Annotated in this window: 16 protein-coding genes, 2 rRNA genes and 1 pseudogene (1 of these 19 only partly in view); 7 read left to right on the forward strand and 12 right to left on the reverse strand. The window is 51.5% G+C overall.

The window, feature by feature from the left end:
* Positions 1-130: 130 nt before the first annotated feature.
* Entirely contained in the window at positions 131-994 is an 864-nt protein-coding gene (locus R0134_RS13615) for a glutaminyl-peptide cyclotransferase (protein WP_319782493.1), read from the reverse strand.
* Positions 995-1,290: 296 nt separating this feature from the next.
* Here R0134_RS13615 and R0134_RS13620 point away from each other — a divergent pair, with 296 nt between their 5' ends.
* Complete coding sequence (locus tag R0134_RS13620) at positions 1,291-1,683, forward strand: PA2779 family protein (RefSeq protein ID WP_319782495.1); 393 nt, start codon at positions 1,291-1,293, stop codon at positions 1,681-1,683.
* Positions 1,683-2,639, forward strand: a complete 957-nt coding sequence (locus R0134_RS13625) for a PA2778 family cysteine peptidase (RefSeq protein ID WP_319782496.1) — start codon at positions 1,683-1,685, stop codon at positions 2,637-2,639. The genes R0134_RS13620 and R0134_RS13625 overlap by 1 nt, the downstream gene beginning before the upstream one ends.
* A gap of 227 nt (positions 2,640-2,866) precedes the next feature.
* On the opposite strand, the gene R0134_RS13630 is transcribed toward R0134_RS13625, so the two are convergent.
* The 5 genes from R0134_RS13630 to R0134_RS13650 are packed head-to-tail and all read right to left on the reverse strand — an operon-like array spanning position 2,867 to position 8,233.
* Positions 2,867-4,609 (reverse strand): chloride channel protein, encoded by a 1,743-nt coding sequence (locus tag R0134_RS13630; RefSeq protein WP_319782497.1) that lies wholly within the window; start codon positions 4,607-4,609, stop codon positions 2,867-2,869.
* Between the two features lie 3 nt (positions 4,610-4,612).
* The gene (locus tag R0134_RS13635; RefSeq protein ID WP_319782498.1) at positions 4,613-5,326 is read right to left on the reverse strand and encodes an ABC-type transport auxiliary lipoprotein family protein; all 714 of its coding nucleotides are present in this window, start codon (positions 5,324-5,326) and stop codon (positions 4,613-4,615) included.
* Complete coding sequence (locus tag R0134_RS13640) at positions 5,323-6,261, reverse strand: MlaD family protein (protein WP_319782499.1); 939 nt, start codon at positions 6,259-6,261, stop codon at positions 5,323-5,325. The genes R0134_RS13635 and R0134_RS13640 overlap by 4 nt, the downstream gene beginning before the upstream one ends.
* Positions 6,261-7,115, reverse strand: a complete 855-nt coding sequence (locus R0134_RS13645) for an ABC transporter ATP-binding protein (protein ID WP_319782500.1) — start codon at positions 7,113-7,115, stop codon at positions 6,261-6,263. Before R0134_RS13645 ends, R0134_RS13640 begins: the two co-directional genes overlap by 1 nt.
* Positions 7,109-8,233, reverse strand: coding sequence for an ABC transporter permease (locus R0134_RS13650; RefSeq protein WP_319782502.1), 1,125 nt, complete (start codon positions 8,231-8,233; stop codon positions 7,109-7,111). Before R0134_RS13650 ends, R0134_RS13645 begins: the two co-directional genes overlap by 7 nt.
* Before the next feature lie 128 nt (positions 8,234-8,361).
* On the opposite strand from R0134_RS13650, the gene R0134_RS13655 reads away from it, so the two are divergent.
* The 3 genes from R0134_RS13655 (at position 8,362) to R0134_RS13665 (ending at position 10,087) form a co-directional block, all read left to right on the forward strand.
* Positions 8,362-8,934 (forward strand): PhnA domain-containing protein, encoded by a 573-nt coding sequence (locus tag R0134_RS13655; protein ID WP_319782504.1) that lies wholly within the window; start codon positions 8,362-8,364, stop codon positions 8,932-8,934.
* Between the two features lie 199 nt (positions 8,935-9,133).
* Positions 9,134-9,460: a YqfO family protein gene (locus tag R0134_RS13660; RefSeq protein WP_319782505.1), complete on the forward strand. Its 327-nt coding sequence runs from the start codon at positions 9,134-9,136 to the stop codon at positions 9,458-9,460.
* Between the two features lie 84 nt (positions 9,461-9,544).
* Positions 9,545-10,087: a methylated-DNA--[protein]-cysteine S-methyltransferase gene (locus R0134_RS13665; protein WP_319782507.1), complete on the forward strand. Its 543-nt coding sequence runs from the start codon at positions 9,545-9,547 to the stop codon at positions 10,085-10,087.
* Between the two features lie 650 nt (positions 10,088-10,737).
* On the opposite strand, the gene R0134_RS13670 is transcribed toward R0134_RS13665, so the two are convergent.
* Both R0134_RS13670 and metH read right to left on the reverse strand, forming a co-directional pair.
* Positions 10,738-12,054: a D-alanyl-D-alanine carboxypeptidase gene (locus R0134_RS13670; RefSeq protein WP_319782508.1), complete on the reverse strand. Its 1,317-nt coding sequence runs from the start codon at positions 12,052-12,054 to the stop codon at positions 10,738-10,740.
* A 370-nt stretch (positions 12,055-12,424) separates the two neighbouring features.
* A pseudogene (metH, locus tag R0134_RS13675) lies at positions 12,425-15,714 on the reverse strand (methionine synthase); the annotation flags it as partial.
* A gap of 518 nt (positions 15,715-16,232) precedes the next feature.
* Between metH and R0134_RS13680 the strand changes: the two are divergent.
* Positions 16,233-17,522, forward strand: coding sequence for a sodium:proton antiporter (locus tag R0134_RS13680; protein WP_319782509.1), 1,290 nt, complete (start codon positions 16,233-16,235; stop codon positions 17,520-17,522).
* Between the two features lie 260 nt (positions 17,523-17,782).
* On the opposite strand, the gene metA is transcribed toward R0134_RS13680, so the two are convergent.
* Positions 17,783-18,727: a homoserine O-acetyltransferase MetA gene (metA, locus tag R0134_RS13685; protein WP_319782510.1), complete on the reverse strand. Its 945-nt coding sequence runs from the start codon at positions 18,725-18,727 to the stop codon at positions 17,783-17,785.
* A gap of 144 nt (positions 18,728-18,871) precedes the next feature.
* Here metA and R0134_RS13690 point away from each other — a divergent pair, with 144 nt between their 5' ends.
* Positions 18,872-20,050: a CinA family nicotinamide mononucleotide deamidase-related protein gene (locus R0134_RS13690; protein ID WP_319782512.1), complete on the forward strand. Its 1,179-nt coding sequence runs from the start codon at positions 18,872-18,874 to the stop codon at positions 20,048-20,050.
* 79 nt (positions 20,051-20,129) lie between these two features.
* On the opposite strand, the gene R0134_RS13695 is transcribed toward R0134_RS13690, so the two are convergent.
* From R0134_RS13695 to R0134_RS13705, 3 genes are all read right to left on the reverse strand, one after another.
* Positions 20,130-20,849: a phosphatase PAP2 family protein gene (locus R0134_RS13695; RefSeq protein ID WP_319782513.1), complete on the reverse strand. Its 720-nt coding sequence runs from the start codon at positions 20,847-20,849 to the stop codon at positions 20,130-20,132.
* Between the two features lie 127 nt (positions 20,850-20,976).
* Positions 20,977-21,091 (reverse strand): 5S ribosomal RNA (gene rrf / locus R0134_RS13700).
* Positions 21,092-21,206: 115 nt separating this feature from the next.
* A 23S ribosomal RNA gene (locus R0134_RS13705) occupies positions 21,207-23,705 on the reverse strand (it continues 394 nt past the right edge of the window).

Genomic DNA, 23,705 nt, shown 5'->3' on the forward strand with positions numbered 1-23,705 from the left:
CGTCATGCTGAACTTGATTCAGTATCAGCATGACGTAGCCCCAGTATCCCGCGATTAGGAATTAAAAAAACAAAAGCGAGATCCTGACTTGCATCAGGAAGACGGCTTAAGTTCAGCTTCAAGCTTCCGGCTATTTCTCCTGCCATTGCACTTTAAATATCTTCGGCCACAGCTTGCCGGTGAGGTAAAACACTTCGGTTTGCGCATCATAAGCAATACCATTGAGCACGGCTTCTGGGTCTCGCCCGCGCCCACTGGCCGCCACCAAAGCACTGGCGTCTATTTCCGCCTCCACATGCCCCGTGGTTTTGTTGATGCGCACTAGTCTGTGGTCCTGCCAGATATTGGCATAAATATACTCACCTACGCAGGCCAATTCGTTAAGCTGCTCTAGAGGCTCGCCGTGCAGTGTCACGCTTAACTGCCCATGCTGCGAAAAATCCTGAGGGTTACGTTGCTGCAAAACGCTTGAGCCATCACTCATCCACAACTGCTCGCCATCAAAGCACAGACCCCAGCCCTCACCTTGATAATTAAATACCTGTTGTAGGCTCAAATCTTCTACGTCATACACCAGCGCTTGGCTTTCTCGCCAAGTGAGCTGGATCAGCTGCTGGCCGACGCGCGCCAGTCCTTCGCCAAAATACCCAGAGTCCAGCTTACGTTTCGCCACTACCTCGCCAGTGTCCGGCTGCACTTTACGCAGGCTGCTGTGGCCATATAAACCAGTACTTTCATAAAAGTGCCCCTTATATAGCAAAAGACCTTGGGTAAACGCCGCAGGGTCGTGCGGTAACTCCGCAAGTATCTTTATGCCTAACTGCTCGACCGAGCTATTCGCCGATACCGTGACACTGCTCAGGCACAGCACAGTCGCGAGCAGCCACTGTTTGCTGCCCGCCGCCGTCAGCCATTGACGAATGGCGCTCGGTTGCTTATATCTTTGATGAGCCTGATTAAGTGCGTGCTGCGGCTCCTTTTTCTGTTTACGCATAACTGTGATGCCTTGAATGTCGGTTGTTGTCGCAACCCTGCTGCAACTTAACAACGCCCCAAATGGAGCTAAGCTATTGATGAATAAGGACTAGCAAACTGCAATCGCCGTCATAAGCTAACTGAAAAGTAGAAACCCACTTGTTATCTCATTCATTTAAATGGAAATTTAGTATGATGATGCTATCTAATGACACGCTTAACAGTAAGACAATAAAAAGCTCATAATAAGTCATCTAACGCGCTAGCTACCGCATTCGTGCGGCCTAACGCACTAATATATTCAGGAGCATAAAAATGAAGAAGCTATTTAAATTCCTTAACCCTTTGCTGGTTTTGTCATTATTGATGGGCACCATGCCGATCATGGTACAGGCACAGCCTAGCCAGTTAGTCTCCACTCAGAGCGCACTGGATGCGGTACAGATTAGTAATGAGCGCGCGCGCATTAATGATTTATTGGCTCGCAACGACGTACAAGAGCAATTGGTAAATTACGGCGTAGAGATGAGCGAAGTTGAAGCCCGTGTTGCCGCCATGACGGATCAAGAAGTGCTGCAAATGGCAGATCAGTTAGACAACATGCCGGCCGGTGCTAACGCCGTTATCGGTGCCTTGCTCACTGTATTCATAGTGTTATTGGTTACAGACCTGCTGGGCTTAACCAACGTATTCCCCTTCACTCGTTAATGACTCACTTTAGCCTGTTAAAAAACGTCCGCCTGGCGGGCGTTTTTTCATTATTAGCCTTGGGCTCATTATTACTGCTCTCCGGCTGTGCCGCCCAACCACAATTATCGGCGGCGGTAAAAGCGCAATTGCCTAGTCAATCCTTTGTCACCGGTGTGCCTTTTTACAGCCAGCGCGACTATCAATGTGGTCCTGCGGCATTAGCCATGTCTCTAGCCGCCAGCGGTCAAGAGGTTAGCGTCGACACCTTGATCCCGCAGGTGTTTTTGCCCGGCCGTGAAGGCAGTGTGCAACCGGAAATGCTAGCCACGGTGCGCCGTCATCAGCGTATTAGTTATGCGCTCGATGGCAGCTTTGATGCGCTATTAACAGAAGTGGATGCGGGCCATCCGGTGGTGGTATTACAAAACCTAGGCCTATCTTTTGCGCCCATGTGGCACTACGCGGTGGTGATTGGTTACGACCAAGCCCCACAGCAATTACTGCTGCACAGCGGCGAACAGTCGCGGCAGGTAATGAGCATGAGTCGCTTCAACGCTACTTGGGCACGCAGCCAACACTGGGCTATGGTCGCCCTTGCTCCTGGCCAATTACCCCAGAGCATCAAGCCTCTGGTAGCCGCCGACAGCATCACCGCCTTTGAAGCCGTGGCCGGTGCCCATGCCGCCCTGCCTGCTTGGCAGGCAGTTACGACTCGCTGGCCAGACTACGCCTTGGGCTGGTTTGCACTGGGTAATACGCTGCATGCAGACCAAGATCCAGAAGCGGCCGCTGCAGCCTTTACACAGGCCACCCAAGTGGATGCCACTTTGGCCGCCGCATGGTTGAACCTTGGGCTAACGCAGCAAGGCTTAGGCGATAAGCAAACCGCCCGCGCCAGCTTACAAAAAGCCGCCGCTCTCCCCGGCAAGTGGCAAGCACAAGCCAAGCAGGCGCTAGCGGACAGCCAGCGGTAGCGAAAAGCTTAGCGAGAGCAAATAATGCTCGGCAATAAAGCGTAATAAAAAAGACACAGCGGGCACCGGCTGTGTCTTTTTTATTGGCGGCCCAGAGTGTGTTTTATACCATTCTGAAAATATAACTGATCATATTATCCTGCTTCGCAGGACTGCCGAACAAGTTGGCAGCTACAAGAGATAAACAAGCCTCGGATTAGGCTTTACGCCTCCCGCTTTACGTAACATTAATGAACGACTTCATCTGAGGTGAGTCGCTTTACGAGTCTGCGGCGAGTCACTAGTCCTAAGCCTTGGCGACCTACGGGCAAGAGAAAGCCTGCGCAGTCTTCTTGCTGCAGGGTTTTTAAGGCCATCAGCAAAGATGCATCTTCCGTTAATCCTAGCAGTCGTCGATTATTGGTTAACAGCGGGGTGATCCACGCTAGGTCATTGAGATTTTCATGTTCGTGATCGTGGTCATGCTCGCCTTCATCCTGCACGCTTTGGTATTCCTGATAAGCGTGGCGCAGCGATTCTTGTTTTAATAAATAACTGTGCTCTCCGTCGCGTATTACCACCCACGGCTGAGGCGGGGCTAATGCGGTGCTCACGCTACTATCGGTGGCCATATCTAACTCGGCAAAATTAAAACTCGCTAACTCAGATAAATAACGCTGGGCCAAGGCGGTGCGCAGTGGGTCCGTATGCAGCAAGCGGCCCCGCTTTTTCAACAAAGTAAGAATTAACGACGGCTGACCAAACCCATGCTGACAAACTAAGTTGGCGGTCAGTACCACCGTCATGGCCGGAAACATCGCTTCAGCACTCAGCGATAACTCCAAAACCGCGGCAATCGCCGCCAAGGGGGCATTTAACACCGCACCCATCATGGCTGCCATGCCTAACAACGCATACAAGCTGGGATCTGAGTTGCCGGGCAGAATAGCGCCGGCCACGCCACCGGCACACACGCCCAGCATCAACATAGGGGCAATTTGGCCGCCGGGCACGCCTAGCCCAATGGCGCCAGCGGTGGCCAGCAACTTAGCGACCAAGATAATGAACAACAGCTTGATCGGTACTTGGTCACTTAAGGCCAGATTAATGGTGTCATAACCTGAACCTAATATTTCTGGCACCCATACCGCTAAACTGCCGGTAATTAATCCCGCCAGCAGTAATTTAACGGCGCGAGATTTAAGTGGAAAGCGCAAAAATAGCCGCACTAAATAATGAAACAACACCGCCACTAAACCCATCCACAGGCCGGTAGCCAGCAGGCTCGGCATATCACCATAATCTGCTAACGATAAATTGGCCGGCGCTAACACCACATGGGGGCCGAGCAGAGTATTTGTAAAGGCGGAGGCGCTCACGGCAGAGGCAATAATGGGAGCAAAGCCGAGAATGCTGTATTCCATCAGTACTACTTCCATGGCAAACAGCACCCCCGCTAAGGGAGTGTTAAAGGCCGCTGAAATGGCCGCCGCCGTGCCGCAGCCTACCAGCAAACGTAACTGACTGGGCGGCCTGCGGGTCACTTGGCCCAGCCAACTGGCAAGGCCCGCCCCCATTTGTACCGCCGGCCCTTCTCGCCCGACACTGTGCCCGCTGCCTAGCGAAATTAAGGCGGCTACAAATTGAAACAGCGTATTGGCCAGCGGCAAGCGGCCGCCACCAAATTGTAAACGTTCCAACACATAGGCTAAGCCCACTGTCTGTGCCGAGGCGGGAGTGATGCGATACAACAAAATTAATAACAGGCTGCCCAGAATGGGCAAACCAAAGCGCCAACCCAGCGATAAAGACTCAAAGTCTTCTAATGAGTTGCCATTGAGCCAACTTAACACCAAGTTCAGCAAACCAATAAAGCTCGCCATCACTAAGCCTGCGAGCACACCTATCACACAGCCCAGCAACACCAGCGGTAGCAGGCTGTGTGAAGGTCGGCTAAACAACCGACGCAGGGTGTGCTTGGCATGGCTCATGGATTAAGGGGCCTCCTTCTGCTCTGTGGGCTGCGTGAGTACCCATTCCAGTAGCGCTTGGCTTAAGCGCGCTTGCGCCACACCAAAGGCAGCTACTATCGCGGGCACCTCTGGATTTACCGCGGGTTCGGTCACGCTAAAACGGCGACTGGCTAATAAGGTACGCTGGTTGGGGTCTATCCACTGGGCATCAAAGTGAATAACCACAGTGGGCTGGCCGTTAATATATTCGGTTTGAAAGGCGCGCAAACTGCCCGCCAGCTCGCGATCTGCCGCTAGCGGTTTGCTGTCATTAATAACGTGCTGAATACGCCCGCTTTGTAGCCAAGCATCCGTTATCTGGTCACGAAACAAGATGGGTACGCTGCTTGCCCAACGCGCGCCTTGGTAAGCACTCAGTTGGTTATCAGCAGGAATTACCGCAATGCGATTGCTGGCCAATAAGCCACTGCTATCTGGCTGTTTAATGCGCACAGTGAGGGGCAGTGATGGCGGAGTCCAAACGCGTGAGTAAACGGACTCTACCGGCGGCAAGCGGTAAAAAACCACCGGCTCTGTTTTAGGTAAAATGGAGCAGCCACTTAAGCCCGTTACGCTTAAGCCCATGACACCTAAGCCCACTAGCATAGCGGCGCTGGCGGAGCCGCGAACACGGTTAAGGCGCGTACTCAAGCCAGATAAAATACGAGGTAAACAGTGAAATAGGACTGTGCTCATGGCTTAAACTCCTTAATTCGTTCGCCGCCCAGCAAGAAGTCGCTCGGGTCTTGCTCTAATTTTCGCGACACCACGCCTAAGCTTTGTAAGGTAGCGCGCAGCTCCAACAAGGTGGGCTCCAGCTCGCCTAGGCTATGTAAGCCAGAAGCTAATGCGGGCTGATTATCCTTTAGTAACGACTCTAATTGCTGGCTGCTGCGCGACAGTGCCGCCATACCAGTATCTGCATTGCGAAATAAGCGCTCTCCTTTAGCATTAAACTGGCCCTCTAATTGGCCAAGCAAACTCGCGGCCCGCTCCATGGTTACCTTCATCTGTTGGCTGGCCGCGGCTAAATCTTGGATGCCTTGGGCCAGATCGGTTTTTTGCTCGGCTATCACGCCGGTAGAGGCTTCCAGATTAAGCAGCACTTGGCTAAAGTGCTGATTATTTTCTTCTGAAAAAAGAGCATTGGCATTTTCAATTAAGGTTTTAAAGCCCGCCACTAGCTCTTCGCTGTTTAAGCGTAACTGAGCAAAAGGCGAAGGCTCTGCCACTATCACTGGGATTTCATCCTCGTCGCTCGATAAAGGCGGGCTGCCGGGCGAGCCTTCACTGAGCTGAATATTGGAGGCACCCGTAATATTGGCTAATGCCAGCCGCGCTTTGGTATCGGTTTTAATCGGCGTGCGCCTTTCAATACGTACCCGTGCCCACACTTGGCGCGGATCGTCTGCATCCAACCATAAGCGCTCTACTTCACCAACGCGAATACCACTGTATTCCACGGCACTGCCCACGTTTAAGCCACTTACCGCCTCGCGAAAAGCGATGTCATAAAGCCGAGAGTCTTGTTGGCTGCCAGATTTCACCAACCACAAGCTAAACAATAAGATGCTGGCGGCAACCGCAAGCGTAAAAAAACCAATCAACACATGATGGGCGCGAGTTTCCATTATTTGCTCCTCGACTCAAGTTCGGTTGCTTGTTGGGTTGCGTCTTGTGCAGCACGCCCACGGGGTCCGTGAAAATAATCGCGGATCCAATCGTCATCGGTGGCCGCCACCGCCGCTAGCGTATCCACCACTAACACCCGCTTTTGTGACAATACGGCTACGCGATCACAACAGGCATATAAGGTATCCAGATCATGGGTCACCAGAAATACGGTGAGTTTAAGCGCATCGCGCAAGGTCAGCAGTAAACGGTCGAAGGCCGCGGCAGAAATAGGATCTAGGCCGGCGGTGGGTTCATCTAAAAACAAAATATCCGGATCTAGCGCCAAGGCTCGCGCCAGCGCCGCCCGTTTGATCATACCGCCAGACAACTCAGGCGGATATTTGTTCACCGCCGAGCGCGGCAAGCCCACCAGCGCCAGCTTTAGCTCAGCTAACCGCTTGGCCTCACTGCGCGACAAACCTGCTTGCTCAATTAACGCCAAGGCCACATTTTCAACCAAGGTCAACGACGAATACAGCGCGCCCTTTTGAAACAATACGCCCATGCGCTGTTGCAGTGGCTCGCGCTCGGCATCCGACAAAGCCAATAAGTCTTGGCCCAACACCTGCACCGAGCCGTCATCGGGTTGGCGCAAGCCCACGATAGAGCGCAGCAACACCGACTTGCCGGTGCCAGAGCCGCCCACGACGCCTAAGATCTCGCCCGCACGCACCTCCAAATCCAGATGCTCGTGCACCGCATGGCTGCCAAAACGGTTGGCCAAGTTCTGCACCTTAATCACCGTTTTAGGGCTGTCTGTGATAACTGACTCAGGGCTAACTGTCTCAGGTTTTACCGCCTCGTTTACCATCCCATCTCCATCAGAAACAGTGCCGCAATGGCATCGAGCAATATCACCACAAAAATAGACTGTACCACGCTCGACGTGGTGTGCTCGCCCACAGATTGGGCGCTGCCTTGCACTTTAAAGCCCTCTAAGCAGCCGATCAGGGCAATCAAGAAGGCAAAAATCGGGGCTTTACCCAAGCCGACCAATAAATGCTGCACCGGTACTTGCTGCAAGATAGTCATATATTGCGCAAACGAAATATCCAGCGCCAGTAAACACACTAAAGCACCACCGAATAAGCCCGACACCATGCCAATAAAAGTCAGCAGCGGCAGCGTGATCACCAGCGCCAACACCCGTGGCAACACCAGTAATTCCATAGGATCTAAGCCTTGCGTGCGCAGTGCATCCAGCTCTTCATTGACTTTCATGGCGCCCAGTTGCGCAGTAAAGGCACTGGCAGTGCGCCCAGCTAATAAAATGGCGCTCAACAAGACACCAAACTCTCGTAAAAACGAATAGGCCACTAAATCGACCGTATAAATAGTGGCGCCAAAATTTTCCAATACGGTGGCACCTAAAAATGCCACCACGGCACCCACTAAAAAGGTGAGCAAGGCGACGATGGGCACCGCATTCAGGCCGCACTGCTGTATTTGTGCCACCAAAGCAGTGATGCGCCAACGCGGGGGGATTAATAGGGTGCGGGCTAGTGTGCTTAAGGTGAGTCCCATAAAACCCAGCAACATCACAAACTGCTGCCAGCCGCTCACCATGCTCTCACCTAAGCGGGCCACGTTATCTGTCCAACGCTCAGGTGCTTGAAGTTTGGGCTCGTCTTGATCCATGGCCTCTAACACGGCCAAGAACAAGGCCTGTCGCTCCGGTGAGAGGGCTTCGGCCTCGGGTAATAGTCGGCGAAAGGCGCTGATGCCTAGCTGATCAATCAGCAAGGCGGCACCCGCGGTATCTAAAGCGCTCAAGTCGCTGGCATCCAGTTGAGTTAGCTCACCTTGCGCCGCGGTTGCCAGCGGACGTAGCCGTTGAGTGAGCTCGCTGTAATGGGCTAAGGTCCAACTGCCTATTATCTGCACACAGCCTGCTTGTACCTTTATGCTGGGTAAGCTGTCGGTTTTCATAGAATCGGCCTCTATTACGCATCTGCTACCAATTGCACATTGTCTGGCATCATGGCTATAACCACAACAAGTAGGCGGTTTTATGCTAGGATCTTGCCACTTTTAGTCATGAGGTGAGAAAGTAAATCATGTCCATAGAACAACAATTATTGGCCCGTAGCGAGCACAGCTGCGAATTATGTAAAGCGACAGCTAACTTAGACCTGCACGCCGTGGCCCCTTATGAAGCAGACAGTGCCGAACATTGCGCGCTGTTATGCACGACTTGCCAGCAAGAGCTAGATACTCCACAAGATCAAAACCACTGGCGTTGTCTCAACGATAGCATGTGGAGCACAGAGCCAGCGGTACAGGTTTTGGCTTGGCGCACCCTGAAAAAGCTGTCCGGTGAAGGCTGGGCACAAGACTTGTTGGATATGCTATATCTGCCGCCAGAAGTACAAGAGTGGGCTGAAATTGGTTTTTCCGAGCCCGAAGAAGATGAAGGCGAGGCCTTATTGGATAGCAATGGCGTGCGCTTACAAACAGGTGATTCGGTGACCATCATTAAAGACTTAGATGTGAAAGGCGCCGGCTTTATCGCTAAACGTGGTACTACGGTGAAAAACATCAGCCTTAATGCTAGCCTAGCAGGCCACATTGGTGGCCGCGTTAACGGTGTACAAATTCAGTTGGCCGTGCAGTTCTTAAAGAAAGTGTAACTAAGCCCTTCGGGCAGCCTTAAGCTGTACGCTGTAAGTTAAAACAAATATCGTCTCAGTGTTACTTACAGCGTATTACTGCCCGAATGTGTGTTATCGACACCATCCCTTTCCGATTTAATCCTGCCCCCTTTACTCTTCACCCTCTACGCTTCACTCTAAGATTTATCCCTCACGCTCTTATCAAGTTGGATTATCTATGTATAAATTAGTATTTTTCGTGCCTGAGTCGCATCTAAGCCAAGTAAAAGCGGCGGTGTTTGCTACCGGCGCGGGTAAAATTGGCGACTACGAGCAGTGCTGCTTTGAAACCCGTGGCACTGGGCAATTTAAGCCTTTAGCCTCTGCTACCCCTTTTATCGGCCAAGCCGGCACTGTTGAACAAGTAGCCGAGGTACGAGTGGAGTTAGTGTGTGACGATGCCCTGATCCGCGCCGCCATCACAGCCCTAAGAGCCGCCCATCCTTATGAAGAACCCGCCTTCGACGTTTGGCAGCTGAGTGATCTTATACTCAGTGAGGAGTAAGGTGTGAAACGTGCAGGGAACCAGCCAAAGACGGCCTGCCTTGACGCCTCACCCTTCACTTCTCACTCTATATAGGAACCCGCTATGTCGACCTCTTCCTCCCAAGCCAATGATACTGAAGCCAGTTGCACTCAAGCCTGCCCATTAGGTTGGATTACGCTCGCAACCGCGACTCATACCGACAGTCAGAGCAACCAGCAAGAAGTGATCACGGCGTTGCATTTTAGTGATGAGGTGGACGCCGTTATCGCCCCCTGCACGCCCTTGCAGCAAGAGGCATGTCGGCAACTTAATGAATACTTTCTCGGTTCTCGCCAACAATTTAATTTACCGCTGGCCCCGCAAGGCACCGCGTTTCAGCAACAGGTGTGGCATGCGCTGCTGACCATTGCTCATGGTGAGCATCGCAGCTATAAAGACATAGCCCTGAGCATTAATAATCACAAGGCGATGCGTGCCGTGGGCCTCGCCAATAGCCGCAATCCCATTGCGCTGCTTATTCCTTGCCATAGGGTGATTGGCGCCAGCGGTAAGTTAGTCGGTTATGCGGGGGGCATAGCACGTAAAGTGTGGTTACTCGATCACGAAGCCTCAGTACAGGCAATGTCGCATAAGCCAAGCCTTTAGCCCGTATATTTGTGCGAGATCTCGCAAAGAAAAAGCAGCATAGTCCCTTTCTTATCCAAGATTAACGCCACCAACTAATTAATATTACTTATAAATCAAACACTTAATAAAATACGTTTCAACGTGATGTAAGATTTAAGTACGCAACTCGCCGCCCCTGCGTCGAGAAGCGGGTTATTATGTTTGGGCAAGGAGCAAAGCGCCCGTCAGGAAGACAGGCCGCCAGGATGGCAAGGACTTCACAGGCAGTGATGCGGACCCCTCAAGGATAAGAGGCAGACTCGGTGAGGAGCACTGAGCATCAGGATGATAGACAGGACTGCCTGAAGGATCAGGAAAGGGAAGCGAACAAGGAAAGCGCACGTCAGGGATTGCAGGGAGCAAAGCGGTTTACGGATAAGCCAAAACAGACGTTCAAAAAAAGGGGCAACTTAGGTTGCCCCTTTTCTATTGCTCAAAAATGCCACTGGCACATCTATTCAAGCCCATCAGTAAAAACAAAAAACCGCCATCCTGATATTTTTCAGAATGACGGTCCCGTCACTGTGTGGCTGCTACTGTGTGGCTATTTACTAAGTGACTACCGCTTACACCTTAAAGCGCTGTAGCTATTCGCTTACCCTTTAAGGCTGCACGCGCCCCCCTCAGACTCACATTCTGACCACTAAACAGTCTATGCCTTCACGTACCAATTGCTGACAGGCCTGCTTGGCTTCATTTTGCAGTAAACCCACCAACTGAGCACGATACAAGGTTTGCCCGCCCACACTGGCAGGATTCACAGCCATATTGCTCTGCTGAGTATTACCGAGTCGACGCGCCGCCTCGGCTGCCCGATCTTTAGCCTGTTCTAATGCTCTAAATGAACCTACTTGTACCGCCCAGCTTCGCTCGGCACTAAAGGTGGGAGCCGAACTAGATTGGATGACGCTGGCGCCCGTTTGTGCAGTTTGAATCGGCACTTGCTGAATAGGTTTAATTTGTGAGGTAGGCGGATTTATTTTAGCCGCTTGGGTTTGCTGAGCTTCCTGTCTTGTCACTTGGCGTACGGTTTCGCTACTGATCACAATCTTACTGGCCGGCTGTGCTGCCTGACGCGCCTGTTGCGCAGCCTTAGGAGAAACCTTGGCTATCTGCTGCGCACGAATAAAACTTTTATCCAACAAGGCAGCCATAGCAGCATCTCGAGATTGGCCCGTGCGTCCCCCCATCACCACCGCCACTAAACGGTGATTGCCTTTTTTAGTGGAGGTCGCCACGTTAAACCCTGAGGCATTGATATAACCGGTTTTCAGGCCGTCTGTGCCTGGGTAATTTTTTATCAGTCGATTATGGCTGTGGTAAGTACGCCCGCCATAGGTAAAAGAAGGTGTCGAGAAATAATGATAATACTTGGCGTGGTCTTTCATTAAGCGCATCGACAATATAGATAAATCACGAGCCGTGGTTTGTTGTCCGCTATTAGGCAAGCCGGAGGCATTACGAAAGGTGGTGGAATTCATCTTCAGCGCCTTGGCTTTTCTGGTCATCATCTCGGCAAATTGACTTTCGCTTCCCCCTAATGCTTCGGCCACGACGACTGCGGCATCGTTGGCTGAGCGCACCACTAATGCAGGTATCGCATCACGGACGCGCAAACGATCGCCCTTTTTCAAGGATATATTGGTCTGTGGCATGGAGGCCGCATGAGCCGACACCGGCATGCCGGTATCTAATTTCAATAATTTATTGTCCATGGCCTCAAACAATAAATACAAGGTCATCATCTTGGTCAATGAGGCCGGATAGCGGGCCGCGTCTGCATATTCTGCATGCAGCACCTCGCCGCTCTGGGCATCTAATACGATGGCCGCATAACGCGGATTCGTCTGGGCATGGGCAGAGCTAATAGCAGAGCACAGCAGTACCATGGTCAGTAGCCATCTGACTGTTTCCCTACTTTTTGCAACTAACATGGCAACTAACATCGCAGGCTCCCTAAAGGTGGTATAAATGGCGCAGACGCTACGTGATTGCTGGAATGCTGTCCAGCAATTCAGCTCTATGCGCTTAAAATTATCGACGGCTTTCAGCAGTGAGCATGGTAGAACCTACCCGTGATTTCCTGAATACTCTGTCGTGTAATTGCGTTAATAATAAGTTGCTTCGTTACTTTGATAATACGTCGCTAACAAGCCTTTAGCAGCCATAAGTGTATAAAGGCGCCTAAGGCGCCTTTATAACTCATATCGTGACTTACGTCAGTCAAATGCATGAGATGAACGGCTCTCGCCCTGCGTTATTAAGCGCTCAGGTTAGGCGCCAGCCACTTTTCGGCTTGTTCGCGGGTCATGCCTGCCACATGGCATAAGACTCGGTCAATTGCATACCGATGCGCTTCTCTACGTCTAACCAGTCCCACAGCGTACCTTTTTCGGTGTGCTCAGGACAAGCCGGATAACCGGGAGCTGGGCGAATACCTACGTATTTTTCACGCACTAATTCTTCGTGGCTTAGCTGTTCATCCGCCGCATAACCCCAATGCTCACGGCGCACGCGCATGTGCAGATACTCGGCAAACGCTTCCGCCAAACGGTCGGCGACCGAGCCCGCCAAGATGGCGTTATAGTCATCTTCATCTTCTTTATAACGACGAATGATGTCTTCTTCACCAATACCACCGGTCACCGCAAAACCGCCCACGTAATCGGGCTGAGTGCCTTTGGGTGCCACATAGTCGGCTAAGCAATAGTTAGGGAAACCGTCTTTCTTCTCGGTTTGTTGACGTAAGAAGCGCAAGGTTTGCAGCACCTCGGTGCGTGACTCATCCGCGTAAATTTCTACGTCGTCGCCCACGCTGTTTGCCGGGAATAAACCAATCACGCCGGCACAGCGCAAGGTGCCGTCTTTTCGAGCTTATCGAGCATGGCTTGCGCATCAATAAACAACTTAGTGGCTTCAACACCCACTACTTAATCTTCCAAGATGCGCGGATACTTACCGGCCATGCCCAGGTCATAAAGAACGGAGACCAGTCGATGTATTCGCGTACCACAGAGATAGGCGAGTCATGAAATTCGTGCACACCCGGCTTTGCCGGTACCGGTGGCACATACGTTGCCCAGTCGATGTCCACTTTGTTCGCGCGTGCCTCAGCCAGCGTCACCGGCTTGGCGCGCGGCTTCTTACGGGCATGTTGATCGCGTACCACGTCGTATTCTTTGATTAAGCGCTCCACGAAGGCCGGCTTATTCTCTTTGCTAAGCAAGGTTTGCACCACGCCTACCGCGCGGGAAGCATTAGACACATAGACCACAGGATGATCGTAGTTTTGCTCAATCTTCACCGCAGTATGCGCCTTAGAAGTAGTGGCCCCCCCAATGAGCAACGGCATGGTAAAGCCTTGGCGCTGCATCTCTTGCGCCACGTGCACCATTTCATCGAGAGATGGGGTGATAAGGCCCGATAAGCCGATCATATCCGCATTCACTTCGCGGGCGGTCTGCAAGATTTTCTCGCACGGTACCATCACGCCTAAGTCGATCACTTCGAAGTTATTACACTGCAGTACCACGCCGACGATATTCTTACCGATATCGTGTACGTCGCCTTTAACCGTGGCCATCACTACGCGGCCATTGGTTTGGCCGACTTCTTTGCTGGCCTCAATGTAGGGATTTAAGTGGGCTACGGCGCGTTTCATCACCCGTGCGGACTTCACCACTTGCGGTAAGAACATCTTACCGGCACCAAATAAGTCACCGACCACGTTCATGCCGTCCATCAGCGGACCTTCAATTACGTCTAATGGACGTACTGCTTCAAGGCGGGCTTCTTCGGTGTCTTCTTCGATAAAGTCCGTTAAACCCTTGACCAGTGAATGCGCCAAGCGCTCATTCACGCCCCAGGTACGCCATTCTAAATCACGGGGGTCTATGGTTTCACCGCCGCTATTACGATAACGCTCGGCAACTTCCAGCAGTGCTTCGGTGGCGCCGTCATTCTCGTTGAGCACTACGGCGATGACTTTCTCTTTCAGCTCCGGCTCAATATCTTCATAAATCGCCAGCTGACCGGCGTTAACGATACCCATATCCATACCATTGCGCACTGCATGATACAAAAACACCGAGTGGATCGCTTCGCGCACCACTTCATTACCACGGAACGAGAATGACACGTTCGATACGCCACCGGAGATCATGGCGTGGGGCAAGTTAGCCTTGATGTCTTTGACTACTTCGATGAATTCCACCGCGTAGTTGTTGTGCTCTTCGATACCCGTCGCCACGGCGAAGATATTAGGGTCGAAGATAATATCTTCCGGCGGGAAGCCAACTTCATCCACCAAGATGCGATAGGCGCGCTCACAAATTTCATACTTACTCTCGCGGGTATCCGCTTGGCCTACTTCATCGAACGCCATCACGATCACGGCGGCACCATAACGGCGCACCAATTTGGCCTGCTCGATAAACTGCTCAACGCCTTCTTTCATCGAGATGGAGTTCACTATGCCCTTGCCCTGAATACACTTAAGGTCGGCTTCGATCACTTCCCACTTCGAGGAGTCAATCATGATGGGCACGCGCGAGATATCCGGCTCACCGGCAATCAGGTTCAAAAAACGCGTCATACAGGCTTTCGAGTCCAACATGCCTTCATCCATGTTGATATCGATGATCTGGGCGCCACTTTCTACCTGTTGCAGCGCCACTTGTAGCGCTTCGTCGTACTGCTCTTCTTTGATCAGACGCTTAAACTTGGCCGAGCCAGTAACGTTAGTCCGCTCACCTACGTTCACAAACATGGTGTCGGAAAAAATATTAAAAGGCTCAAGGCCCGCCAAGCGACAAGCGGGGGCAATTTTTGGCAGCATCCGCGGCTTAATGCCCGCCACCGCTTCAGCCATCACCCGAATATGCTCAGGCGTGGAGCCACAGCAACCACCCACCAAGTTTAAGAAGCCACTCTCGGCCCATTCGCGAATATGCTCAGCCATCTCAAAGGCTTCTAAGTCATATTCCCCAAAGGCGTTTGGCAAACCAGCATTGGGATGCGCAGACACATAAGTTTCACTGATCCGCGACAGCTCTTGCACGTATTGGCGCAATTCGTTAGGGCCTAGCGCACAGTTCAAACCAAAGGAGAGGGGATTGGCATGGCGTAACGAATGATAAAAGGCTTCGGTGGTTTGGCCGGTAAGAGTTCGGCCAGAGGCATCGGTAATGGTGCCCGAGATCATCACTGGAATGCGGGTGCCCAACTTATCGAACAGCGTTTCAATGGCGAATACTGCCGCTTTGGCATTAAGCGTATCGAAGATAGTTTCGATCATGATCAGGTGGGAGCCACCGTCGATCAGCGCTTGGGTCGCTTCCGTATACGCGACCACTAATTGGTCGAAGGACACGTTACGGTAACCCGCATCGTTTACATCCGGCGAGATAGAGGCGGTACGGTTGGCTAAGCACCAATAAATCGTTATTACCTTTAAGATCGGACGGCCAATCAGCGAAGCGTTCGCCACGGTAAGCCGCTTCATCCAGTCGGTGGGACTGGATCATGGTGCCCATGCCCCCGTCAATAATAAGAATACGTTCGGCAAGTGCCTGTTCGAGCTGGGAGAAAACGGGGGATCTGGACACTGTTAACTCCTGTTACAACCTGATTCCGTAAGCCGTCGCCATGTTATCACACAAAGCCCAATGCGAAATCTAGGCATCCACAGCTCCGAGCTGAATATATTCGCTCAGTCTTACCAAAGTGAAGAAATTTAGCGCAGTTTTTATTAGGGTCTGTTGACCTTTCGAGATGATTTTTGCAGCAGTGTGTGGAGTCTTTATACAAGGCATCGCTTGTGCCATGGAGTCACTCTCCACTTTCCCATAAATACGAACGATAACGCCGTAGAAAGGTTCCACAAATACTGCCCTCCGAGTTCGGCTAAACACGTTTTTCTCTTTGTTGAGTGGGAGTTTGCTTAGAGCGCTAGGCTACACCCCACTCGCCGCGATAAAAACGCGTTTAACTCGAACAAAACTTAACCGCGAAAGGTCAGCAGACCCTAGTGATGAGTTCGCGATTAAGGCACAATACGGCACGGGCGAAGACCCGCTAACTTAGCTTGCAACTATAATAAAATATCTAATCGGAACTGTCCTAAATGAGCGTCTATTACACTTTGTGTTTTTTGGCGGCCACGGCGATCACCATTGCCTTCGTCAATCAATACATAATGAAAATTCAAACCACCATTGCCATTACCTTTGGCGCCCTGATTATCTCCATCCTCATGTTAGTGCTCGGCAAAACCACCTGGCCCGAGCTTCAGCAACACGCAGTCACTACCCTCGAAACCGTCGATTTTGGCGAATTCCTGTTACAAGGTATTCTCGGATTTTTGCTGTTTGCCGGTGGCCTTGGCATTAACTTGCCGGCCATGAAGAGCCAAAAGTGGGAAATTTTCGTACTGGTTATTTTTGGGGTGATAACTTCCATTGCCGTGGTCGCCGTCGGCCTGTGGTTGTTGGCCTATGCAGCCAGCATTCCACTGCCCTTTATTTACTGCCTGCTGTTTGGCGCACTTATCTCGCCTACCGACCCCATAGCCGTGCTCGCGATTGTGAAAAAACTGGGCGCACCAGAACAGATTGCCATTCAAATTGAAGGCGAGTCGCTGTTTAATGACGGTATTGGCCTGGTGATCTTCATGACCATTTTTGCGGTAGCATTTAGTGGTACCGACGCCACCTTTAGCTCAGTGGCCGCCCTATTCACCCATGAAGCCATTGGCGGCATCATTTTCGGTGCCCTGCTGGGTCTGATGTCCCACGTGATGATCAGCGCTACCGACGACGGCTCCATGGAGCTGTTAATGACCTTGTGTATTCCTACCGCCGGCTTTGCACTGGCTAACGTACTGGGTGTCTCGGGCGCACTGGCCATGGTGGTGGCCGGTATCATGATCGGTAACTGGACCCGCTACACCGGTTTTACCGAGCAGAGTGAAAAATACCTGGATCAGTTCTGGCATCTACTGGATGAGTTTTTAAACGCGATCTTGTTCCTGTTGATTGGTCTGGCCATGTTGTTGGTCGAGTTTCACTGGCAAGCCTGGATTCTGATGCTGGGCGCCATTCCGTTAGTACTGGTCAGTCGTTTTATCAGCGTCGCCCTGCCTTACGTGGGCTTTCGCCGCTTTCGCAGTTACAACAAATACTCGATTCGGATCCTGACTTGGGGCGGGCTGCGCGGCGGGCTATCACTGGCCATGGCGCTCTCGATTCCGGTTGGCGTCAAGCTCGGTGCCGATGGTCAGATTGAATTGCGCGACGTGATTTTAATGATGACCTACGCCATAGTGCTGTTCTCGATTATCGTACAAGGCATGACCATAACGCCGATGATCAACAAGGCCAAGGCCGCCGAAAAAGCCGGCTTTCCGATTGATTGAATAATACCGTGAGGGGTGAGGTGTAAGTCGTGAGGGGTAGACATAAATCATCATCCTCATCGCCAAAATGATGACTTCACCTTGAGCTTAATCAACTCTCGATAAAAAGCCCTTCACTTAAAGTGAGGGGCTTTTTCTTGGGTCAGCAACGGAGAATTAATGAGTGAAGGCAGTTATTTTTGTAGGGTCGAATTTATTCGACCTCTTTGGCTGTAGCTTTGATGTTATCCCGTCCGCTTTAACCCTCATTTCTCACGCATTCAGTCTCTGGTTAGCGATTCGCCGGTAGCACTTAAGGTGTTCAAGTCATAAGGCGTTAGCTGGTAAACATGGTAGTTGAGCCAGTTAGCAAACAACAAATGGCCATGACTGCGCCACGTCGCCCTCGGTAAATTACCCGCATTATCATCTGGGTAATAGTTTTCTGGCATCTGCGGCGCTATGCCTACTTCTAGGTCGCGCTGATATTCATTATCCAGTGTATGAGGATCGTACTCAGGATGACCGGTCACAAACACTTGCCGCCCATCAGGGCTAGCCGCTAAGTAGACGCCTACTTTATCGGACGCCGCCAAGATTTTTAAATCGGTTTTTTCCCGTAACAGCTCCACCGGAAAGTCTGCATAGCGAGAATGCGGCGCAAGAAATACATCATCGAAACCGCGCACTAACGGGTCGTAGCCGCCTAAGTTCTGGTGCTCATAAACGCCCGATAACTTCTCTAACCGAGTGCGTTTATCCAAGCCATATAAAATCTTCAAGCCCGCCTGCGCCGCCCAACATAGAAACAGCGTAGAGGTCACATGGCTCTTCGCCCAGTCCACAATCTGCTCTATTTTGTCCCAGTAAACCACATCACAAAAGTCGGTCAGGCCCAGTGGCGCACCGGTAATGATAAGACCGTCATAGAACTGATCTTTAATCTGCTCAAAATCATGATAGAAACTTTCTAGATGCGACTGAGGGGTGTTTTTTGACGGCCGGTCGTCAATGCGCAGCAAGTCGACATTAATTTGTAACGGCGAGTTCGATAACATTCGCAGTAACTGATTTTCAGTTTCTATTTTCTTGGGCATTAAATTAAGCAGCAACACCCGCATCGGGCGAATTTCCTGATTAACTGCGCGAGTCTCCGTCATCACGAAGATGTTTTCCTGAGACAGGACATTAGCCGCTGGCAGGCGATCGGGAATTCTAATGGGCATGAGCTTACTCCAGTACAACGGAACTAAGAAAGTCTAGACATCTAGAACTCTACAACAAAGTGGCCAATCTTGTCATCCTCAACGTGTGCCAAAGGCTCAAGATACGCTAATATCGGGGGCAACACCCTTAAAGGAAAGACTATTATGGAACCTGTTATTGAACTGGTGAGCACGGGCGACGAGGTATTGACCGGCTTAATCACAGATACCAATGCCGGCTGGTTGTCTCAATTGCTGCTCGAGCAAGGCTGGCAAGTGCGCCGTCGCTTCACCGTCGGTGACGATAAGGCCGATTTAGTCGAGTTATTCGAACAGCGCAGTCATCAAGCAGACATAGTGATCGTCAATGGCGGCTTAGGCCCCACCTCGGATGATATTAGTGCAGAGGCCATGGCCGATGCCGCAGGTATACCTTTAGAGCTCAATCAGTATTGGCTTGAAGTCATGCAGCAAAAATACAGCAATCGTAACCGCGAAATGCCCAAGAGCAACAACAAACAAGCCATGCTGCCTCAAGGTGCGGAGTTAGTTGATAATCCGGTCGGCACCGCCTGTGGTTTCGCCGTTAAGCTTAATCGCGCCACCTTCTTTTTTACCCCAGGGGTGCCCTCTGAGCTAAAGGTGATGATGAACGATGAAATACTGCCGCGCTTGCGTCGCCAACTGGGTGACAATGGACGCAGCCAAGTACGCCGCTTCTTTCTATTTGGCCTATCCGAGTCCGGCTTAAGCGACAAACTTGATGCTCTCACTTGGCCCGCAGGTATTGCGCTAGGTTATCGCGCTAATCTGCCAACCATAGAAGTGAAGCTTATCATCGACACCGCGAATGCCGAGTCCATAGCGCAAGCCGAAGCCCAATTGCTCGCCCAAGTCGGCACGCACCTGATCGCCCGAGACAACATGGACTTTACCGCCAGTCTAGGACCCATGTTACTCGATAAAGACTTAATGATTTTTGAAGATGCCAGCGGTGGGCGCCTAACTGATACCATCAGTACTATCACTCGAGAGTTTGAAGGCCACTATCTTGCCGGCTTGCCAGACGAAGCTGAAGAACTGGCTCATTGGCTACAGAAATCCGCACGCCCCCTCACCTTAGCCATAGGTGCAGCTGGCCCTAAAGGGGTGCCAGTAGCATTAAAAACGCAGACTGGCTGCTATGTACAAACTTTGCAGATGCACTTTCGTGATCCGCTGTCACAGCGCCGTTTATTAGCTTTCTCTGCATTAGATATGCTGCGTCGTTACCTAATGAATGAAACGGTAATGATCGACTACGACATATTGCCCTGTAGCGAGCGCGTCACCCTATCGGTGTAAAAAGCAAAGAGGGCAACATTAGTGTCGCCCTCTTCTTGGTGTTTTTACTTAGCTTACCGCTGATAGCTACCCGAAGGGTCTAGCCCTGCAATCGCCACTTGGTAAGCAACGTTTCCACAGGCCTCACCATAGCTTCAGTAAATCGTTCCGCTAAAGGAGTATGAAACAACCAAGCGCCGGTGATCAAAGCCAAAGGCAGCGAACCACAAATGAAATCAGTAAACCAATGGGCCCCCGACATTACGCGTGGCATCGCCAGAATAAACACCAAGGGCGCGACTGCATATAGGTAACGGCGCGGAAAACGATAGCAAGCAAACAGTAAGAAAGTCGCAAAGCCAATGCCGTGATCGCTGGGAAACGAATCGCCAGACGCATCTTTGGCTTTAATATCAGGCACCAACAGACTCACACGCTCGGCTTGCTCATACACGACCGTGGGGCTCGCGCGTTCAATGGGTAAAGCCTTACCTGCCGCCGCCTGCAGCGAGAAGCAGCCCGCCATCAATAACAATAAACAGCCCATCTTCGCCCGATCACGGCCCTTCAGCTGCCAAGCATGAGAAAACACAAAGCCTGCCATTAACAGTGCCACCGCACCATCAATCCAGCGCTGGTTAACCACGGCCACCATATGAGCAAAACCCGGTACCGTCACTAGCCGATTATTGAACCACCAAAAAATGCTTTCATCTAGGCTTTGCCAATAACCAAAATACCAAGTAAAAAACAGACCTAAAGCCAGCAATTGAAGTGCCAACCAGCCTTTAATATCCCAGCGCATATTCGTATCTTTCATCTTTAAATGGGGCCTTTTTATACCAGATTGCCGAGAATATTTCAGTGGAACGCTGAAATAAACAACAGTACTGAGTTGCAGACAAAAAAAAGCCCGACTCTTTCGAATCGGGCTTTTTGAATTGGTTGCCTGGCAGTGACCTACTTTCACATGGCAGCTGCCACACTATCATCGGCGCGGCTGCGTTTCACTTCTGAGTTCGGCATGGGATCAGGTGGTTCCACAGCGCTATGGCCGCCAGGCATAAATTGTAATCTGGAAGGCTGATTTTGTATCAAAGCAGGTTTAGGTGCTCTGATTTAAATAATTTGTGTTTGTTGTTCTTGACCGCAAGGTCTCACACTTCTTGGGTGTTGTATGGTTAAGCCGCACGGGTAATTAGTACAGGTTAGCTCAACGCATCGCTGCGCTTACACACCCTGCCTATCAACGTTGTAGTCTCCAACGGCCCTTCAGAGGGCGTAAAGCCCTAGGGATGACTCATCTTGAGGCTCGCTTCCCGCTTAGATGCTTTCAGCGGTTATCGATTCCGAACGTAGCTACCGGGCAATGCATCTGGCGATACAACCCGAACACCAGGGGTTCGTCCACTCCGGTCCTCTCGTACTAGGAGCAGCTCCTCTCAATCATCCAACGCCCACGGCAGATAGGGACCGAACTGTCTCACGACGTTCTGAACCCAGCTCGCGTACCACTTTAAATGGCGAACAGCCATACCCTTGGGACCGACTTCAGCCCCAGGATGTGATGAGCCGACATCGAGGTGCCAAACACCGCCGTCGATATGAACTCTTGGGCGGTATCAGCCTGTTATCCCCGGAGTACCTTTTATCCGTTGAGCGATGGCCCTTCCATACAGAACCACCGGATCACTATGACCTACTTTCGTATCTGCTCGACCTGTCCGTCTCGCAGTTAAGCTGGCTTATGCCATTGCACTAACCGTACGATGTCCGACCGTACTTAGCCAACCTTCGTGCTCCTCCGTTACTCTTTAGGAGGAGACCGCCCCAGTCAAACTACCCACCAGGCACTGTCCGCAACCCCGATAAGGGGCCTACGTTAGAACATCAGACATACAAGGGTGGTATTTCAAGGTTGACTCCATAGCAACTAGCGTCACTACTTCACAGTCTCCCACCTATCCTACACATGTAGGGCCAATGTTCAGTGCCAAGCTATAGTAAAGGTTCACGGGGTCTTTCCGTCTAGCCGCGGGTATACGGCATCTTCACCGCAAATTCAATTTCACTGAGTCTCGGGTGGAGACAGCGTGGCCATGATTACACCATTCGTGCAGGTCGGAACTTACCCGACAAGGAATTTCGCTACCTTAGGACCGTTATAGTTACGGCCGCCGTTTACTGGGGCTTCAATCAAGAGCTTCACCCGAAGGCTAACCCCATCATTTAACCTTCCAGCACCGGGCAGGTGTCACACCGTATACGTCCTCTTACGAGTTTGCACAGTGCTGTGTTTTTGATAAACAGTTCCAGCCACCTGGTCACTGCGGCTGAGTCACGCTCCATCCGCAAGGGATTTCACATGCCTCAGCGTACCTTCTCCCGAAGTTACGGTACTATTTTGCCTAGTTCCTTCACCCGAGTTCTCTCAAGCGCCTTAGTATTCTCTACCCGACCACCTGTGTCGGTTTGGGGTACGATTCACGTGTACCTGAAGCTTAGAGGCTTTTCCTGGAAGCGGGGCATCAGTGACTTCACCGCCGTAGCGATTTCGTCTCAGGCCTCAGCATTGCGCGTCCGGATTTACCTAAACACGCTGCCTACACCCTTTCACCAGGACAACCAACGCCTGGCTCACTTAGCCTTCTCCGTCCCCCCATCGCAGTACACGTCAGTACGGGAATATTAACCCGTTTCCCATCGACTACGCTTTTCAGCCTCGCCTTAGGGGTCGACTCACCCTGCCCCGATTAACGTTGGACAGGAACCCTTGGTCTTTTGGCGTGGAGGTTTTTCACCCCCATTATCGTTACTCATGTCAGCATTCGCACTTCTGATATCTCCAGCATGCTTCACAACACACCTTCGCAGACTTACAGAACGCTCCCCTACCACGCACTCAATAAAGAGTGCATCCGCGGCTTCGGTGCATAGTTTAGCCCCGTTACATCTTCCGCGCAGGCCGACTCGACCAGTGAGCTATTACGCTTTCTTTAAATGATGGCTGCTTCTAAGCCAACATCCTGGCTGTCTGAGCCTTCCCACTTCGTTTCCCACTTAACTATGACTTTGGGACCTTAGCCGGCGGTCTGGGTTGTTTCCCTCTTCACGATGGACGTTAGCACCCACCGTGTGTCTCCCGGATAGTACTTTACGGTATTCGGAGTTTGCATGGGGTTGGTAAGTCGGGATGACCCCCTAGCCCAAACAGTGCTCTACCCCCGTAAGTATTCGTCCGAGGCTCTACCTAAATAGATTTCGGGGAGAACCAGCTATCTCCCGGTTTGATTGGCCTTTCACCCCCAACCACAAGTCATCCCCTAATTTTGCAACATTAGTGGGTTCGGTCCTCCAGTTGATGTTACTCAACCTTCAACCTGCTCATGGCTAGATCACCGGGTTTCGGGTCTAATCCTAGCAACTATTCGCCCAGTTAAGACTCGGTTTCCCTACGGCTCCCCTATACGGTTAACCTTGCTACTAAAATTAAGTCGCTGACCCATTATACAAAAGGTACGCAGTCACCCAACAAGTGGGCTTCCACTGCTTGTACGTACACGGTTTCAGGTTCTATTTCACTCCCCTCACAGGGGTTCTTTTCGCCTTTCCCTCACGGTACTGGTTCACTATCGGTCAGTCAGGAGTATTTAGCCTTGGAGGATGGTCCCCCCAT

Origin of the sequence: Oceanisphaera sp. IT1-181 (assembly GCF_033807535.1) — a bacterium.
In the GTDB taxonomy this organism is placed as follows: Bacteria; Pseudomonadota; Gammaproteobacteria; order Enterobacterales; family Aeromonadaceae; genus Oceanimonas.

What these genes read in the sequence shown, in the direction of transcription:
- R0134_RS13645 (WP_319782500.1), bottom strand. Translation starts at nt 7,115, where the DNA reads ATGGTAAACGAGGCGGTAAAACCTGAGACAGTTAGCCCTGAGTCAGTT.
- R0134_RS13695 (WP_319782513.1), bottom strand. Translation starts at nt 20,849, where the DNA reads ATGAAAGATACGAATATGCGCTGGGATATTAAAGGCTGGTTGGCACTT.
- R0134_RS13630 (WP_319782497.1), bottom strand. Translation starts at nt 4,609, where the DNA reads ATGAGCCATGCCAAGCACACCCTGCGTCGGTTGTTTAGCCGACCTTCA.
- R0134_RS13690 (WP_319782512.1), top strand. Translation starts at nt 18,872, where the DNA reads ATGGAACCTGTTATTGAACTGGTGAGCACGGGCGACGAGGTATTGACC.
- R0134_RS13660 (WP_319782505.1), top strand. Translation starts at nt 9,134, where the DNA reads ATGTATAAATTAGTATTTTTCGTGCCTGAGTCGCATCTAAGCCAAGTA.
- R0134_RS13635 (WP_319782498.1), bottom strand. Translation starts at nt 5,326, where the DNA reads ATGAGCACAGTCCTATTTCACTGTTTACCTCGTATTTTATCTGGCTTG.
- R0134_RS13655 (WP_319782504.1), top strand. Translation starts at nt 8,362, where the DNA reads ATGTCCATAGAACAACAATTATTGGCCCGTAGCGAGCACAGCTGCGAA.
- R0134_RS13665 (WP_319782507.1), top strand. Translation starts at nt 9,545, where the DNA reads ATGTCGACCTCTTCCTCCCAAGCCAATGATACTGAAGCCAGTTGCACT.
- R0134_RS13615 (WP_319782493.1), bottom strand. Translation starts at nt 994, where the DNA reads ATGCGTAAACAGAAAAAGGAGCCGCAGCACGCACTTAATCAGGCTCAT.
- R0134_RS13625 (WP_319782496.1), top strand. Translation starts at nt 1,683, where the DNA reads ATGACTCACTTTAGCCTGTTAAAAAACGTCCGCCTGGCGGGCGTTTTT.
- R0134_RS13650 (WP_319782502.1), bottom strand. Translation starts at nt 8,233, where the DNA reads ATGAAAACCGACAGCTTACCCAGCATAAAGGTACAAGCAGGCTGTGTG.
- R0134_RS13680 (WP_319782509.1), top strand. Translation starts at nt 16,233, where the DNA reads ATGAGCGTCTATTACACTTTGTGTTTTTTGGCGGCCACGGCGATCACC.
- metA (WP_319782510.1), bottom strand. Translation starts at nt 18,727, where the DNA reads ATGCCCATTAGAATTCCCGATCGCCTGCCAGCGGCTAATGTCCTGTCT.
- R0134_RS13620 (WP_319782495.1), top strand. Translation starts at nt 1,291, where the DNA reads ATGAAGAAGCTATTTAAATTCCTTAACCCTTTGCTGGTTTTGTCATTA.
- R0134_RS13670 (WP_319782508.1), bottom strand. Translation starts at nt 12,054, where the DNA reads ATGTTAGTTGCCATGTTAGTTGCAAAAAGTAGGGAAACAGTCAGATGG.
- R0134_RS13640 (WP_319782499.1), bottom strand. Translation starts at nt 6,261, where the DNA reads ATGGAAACTCGCGCCCATCATGTGTTGATTGGTTTTTTTACGCTTGCG.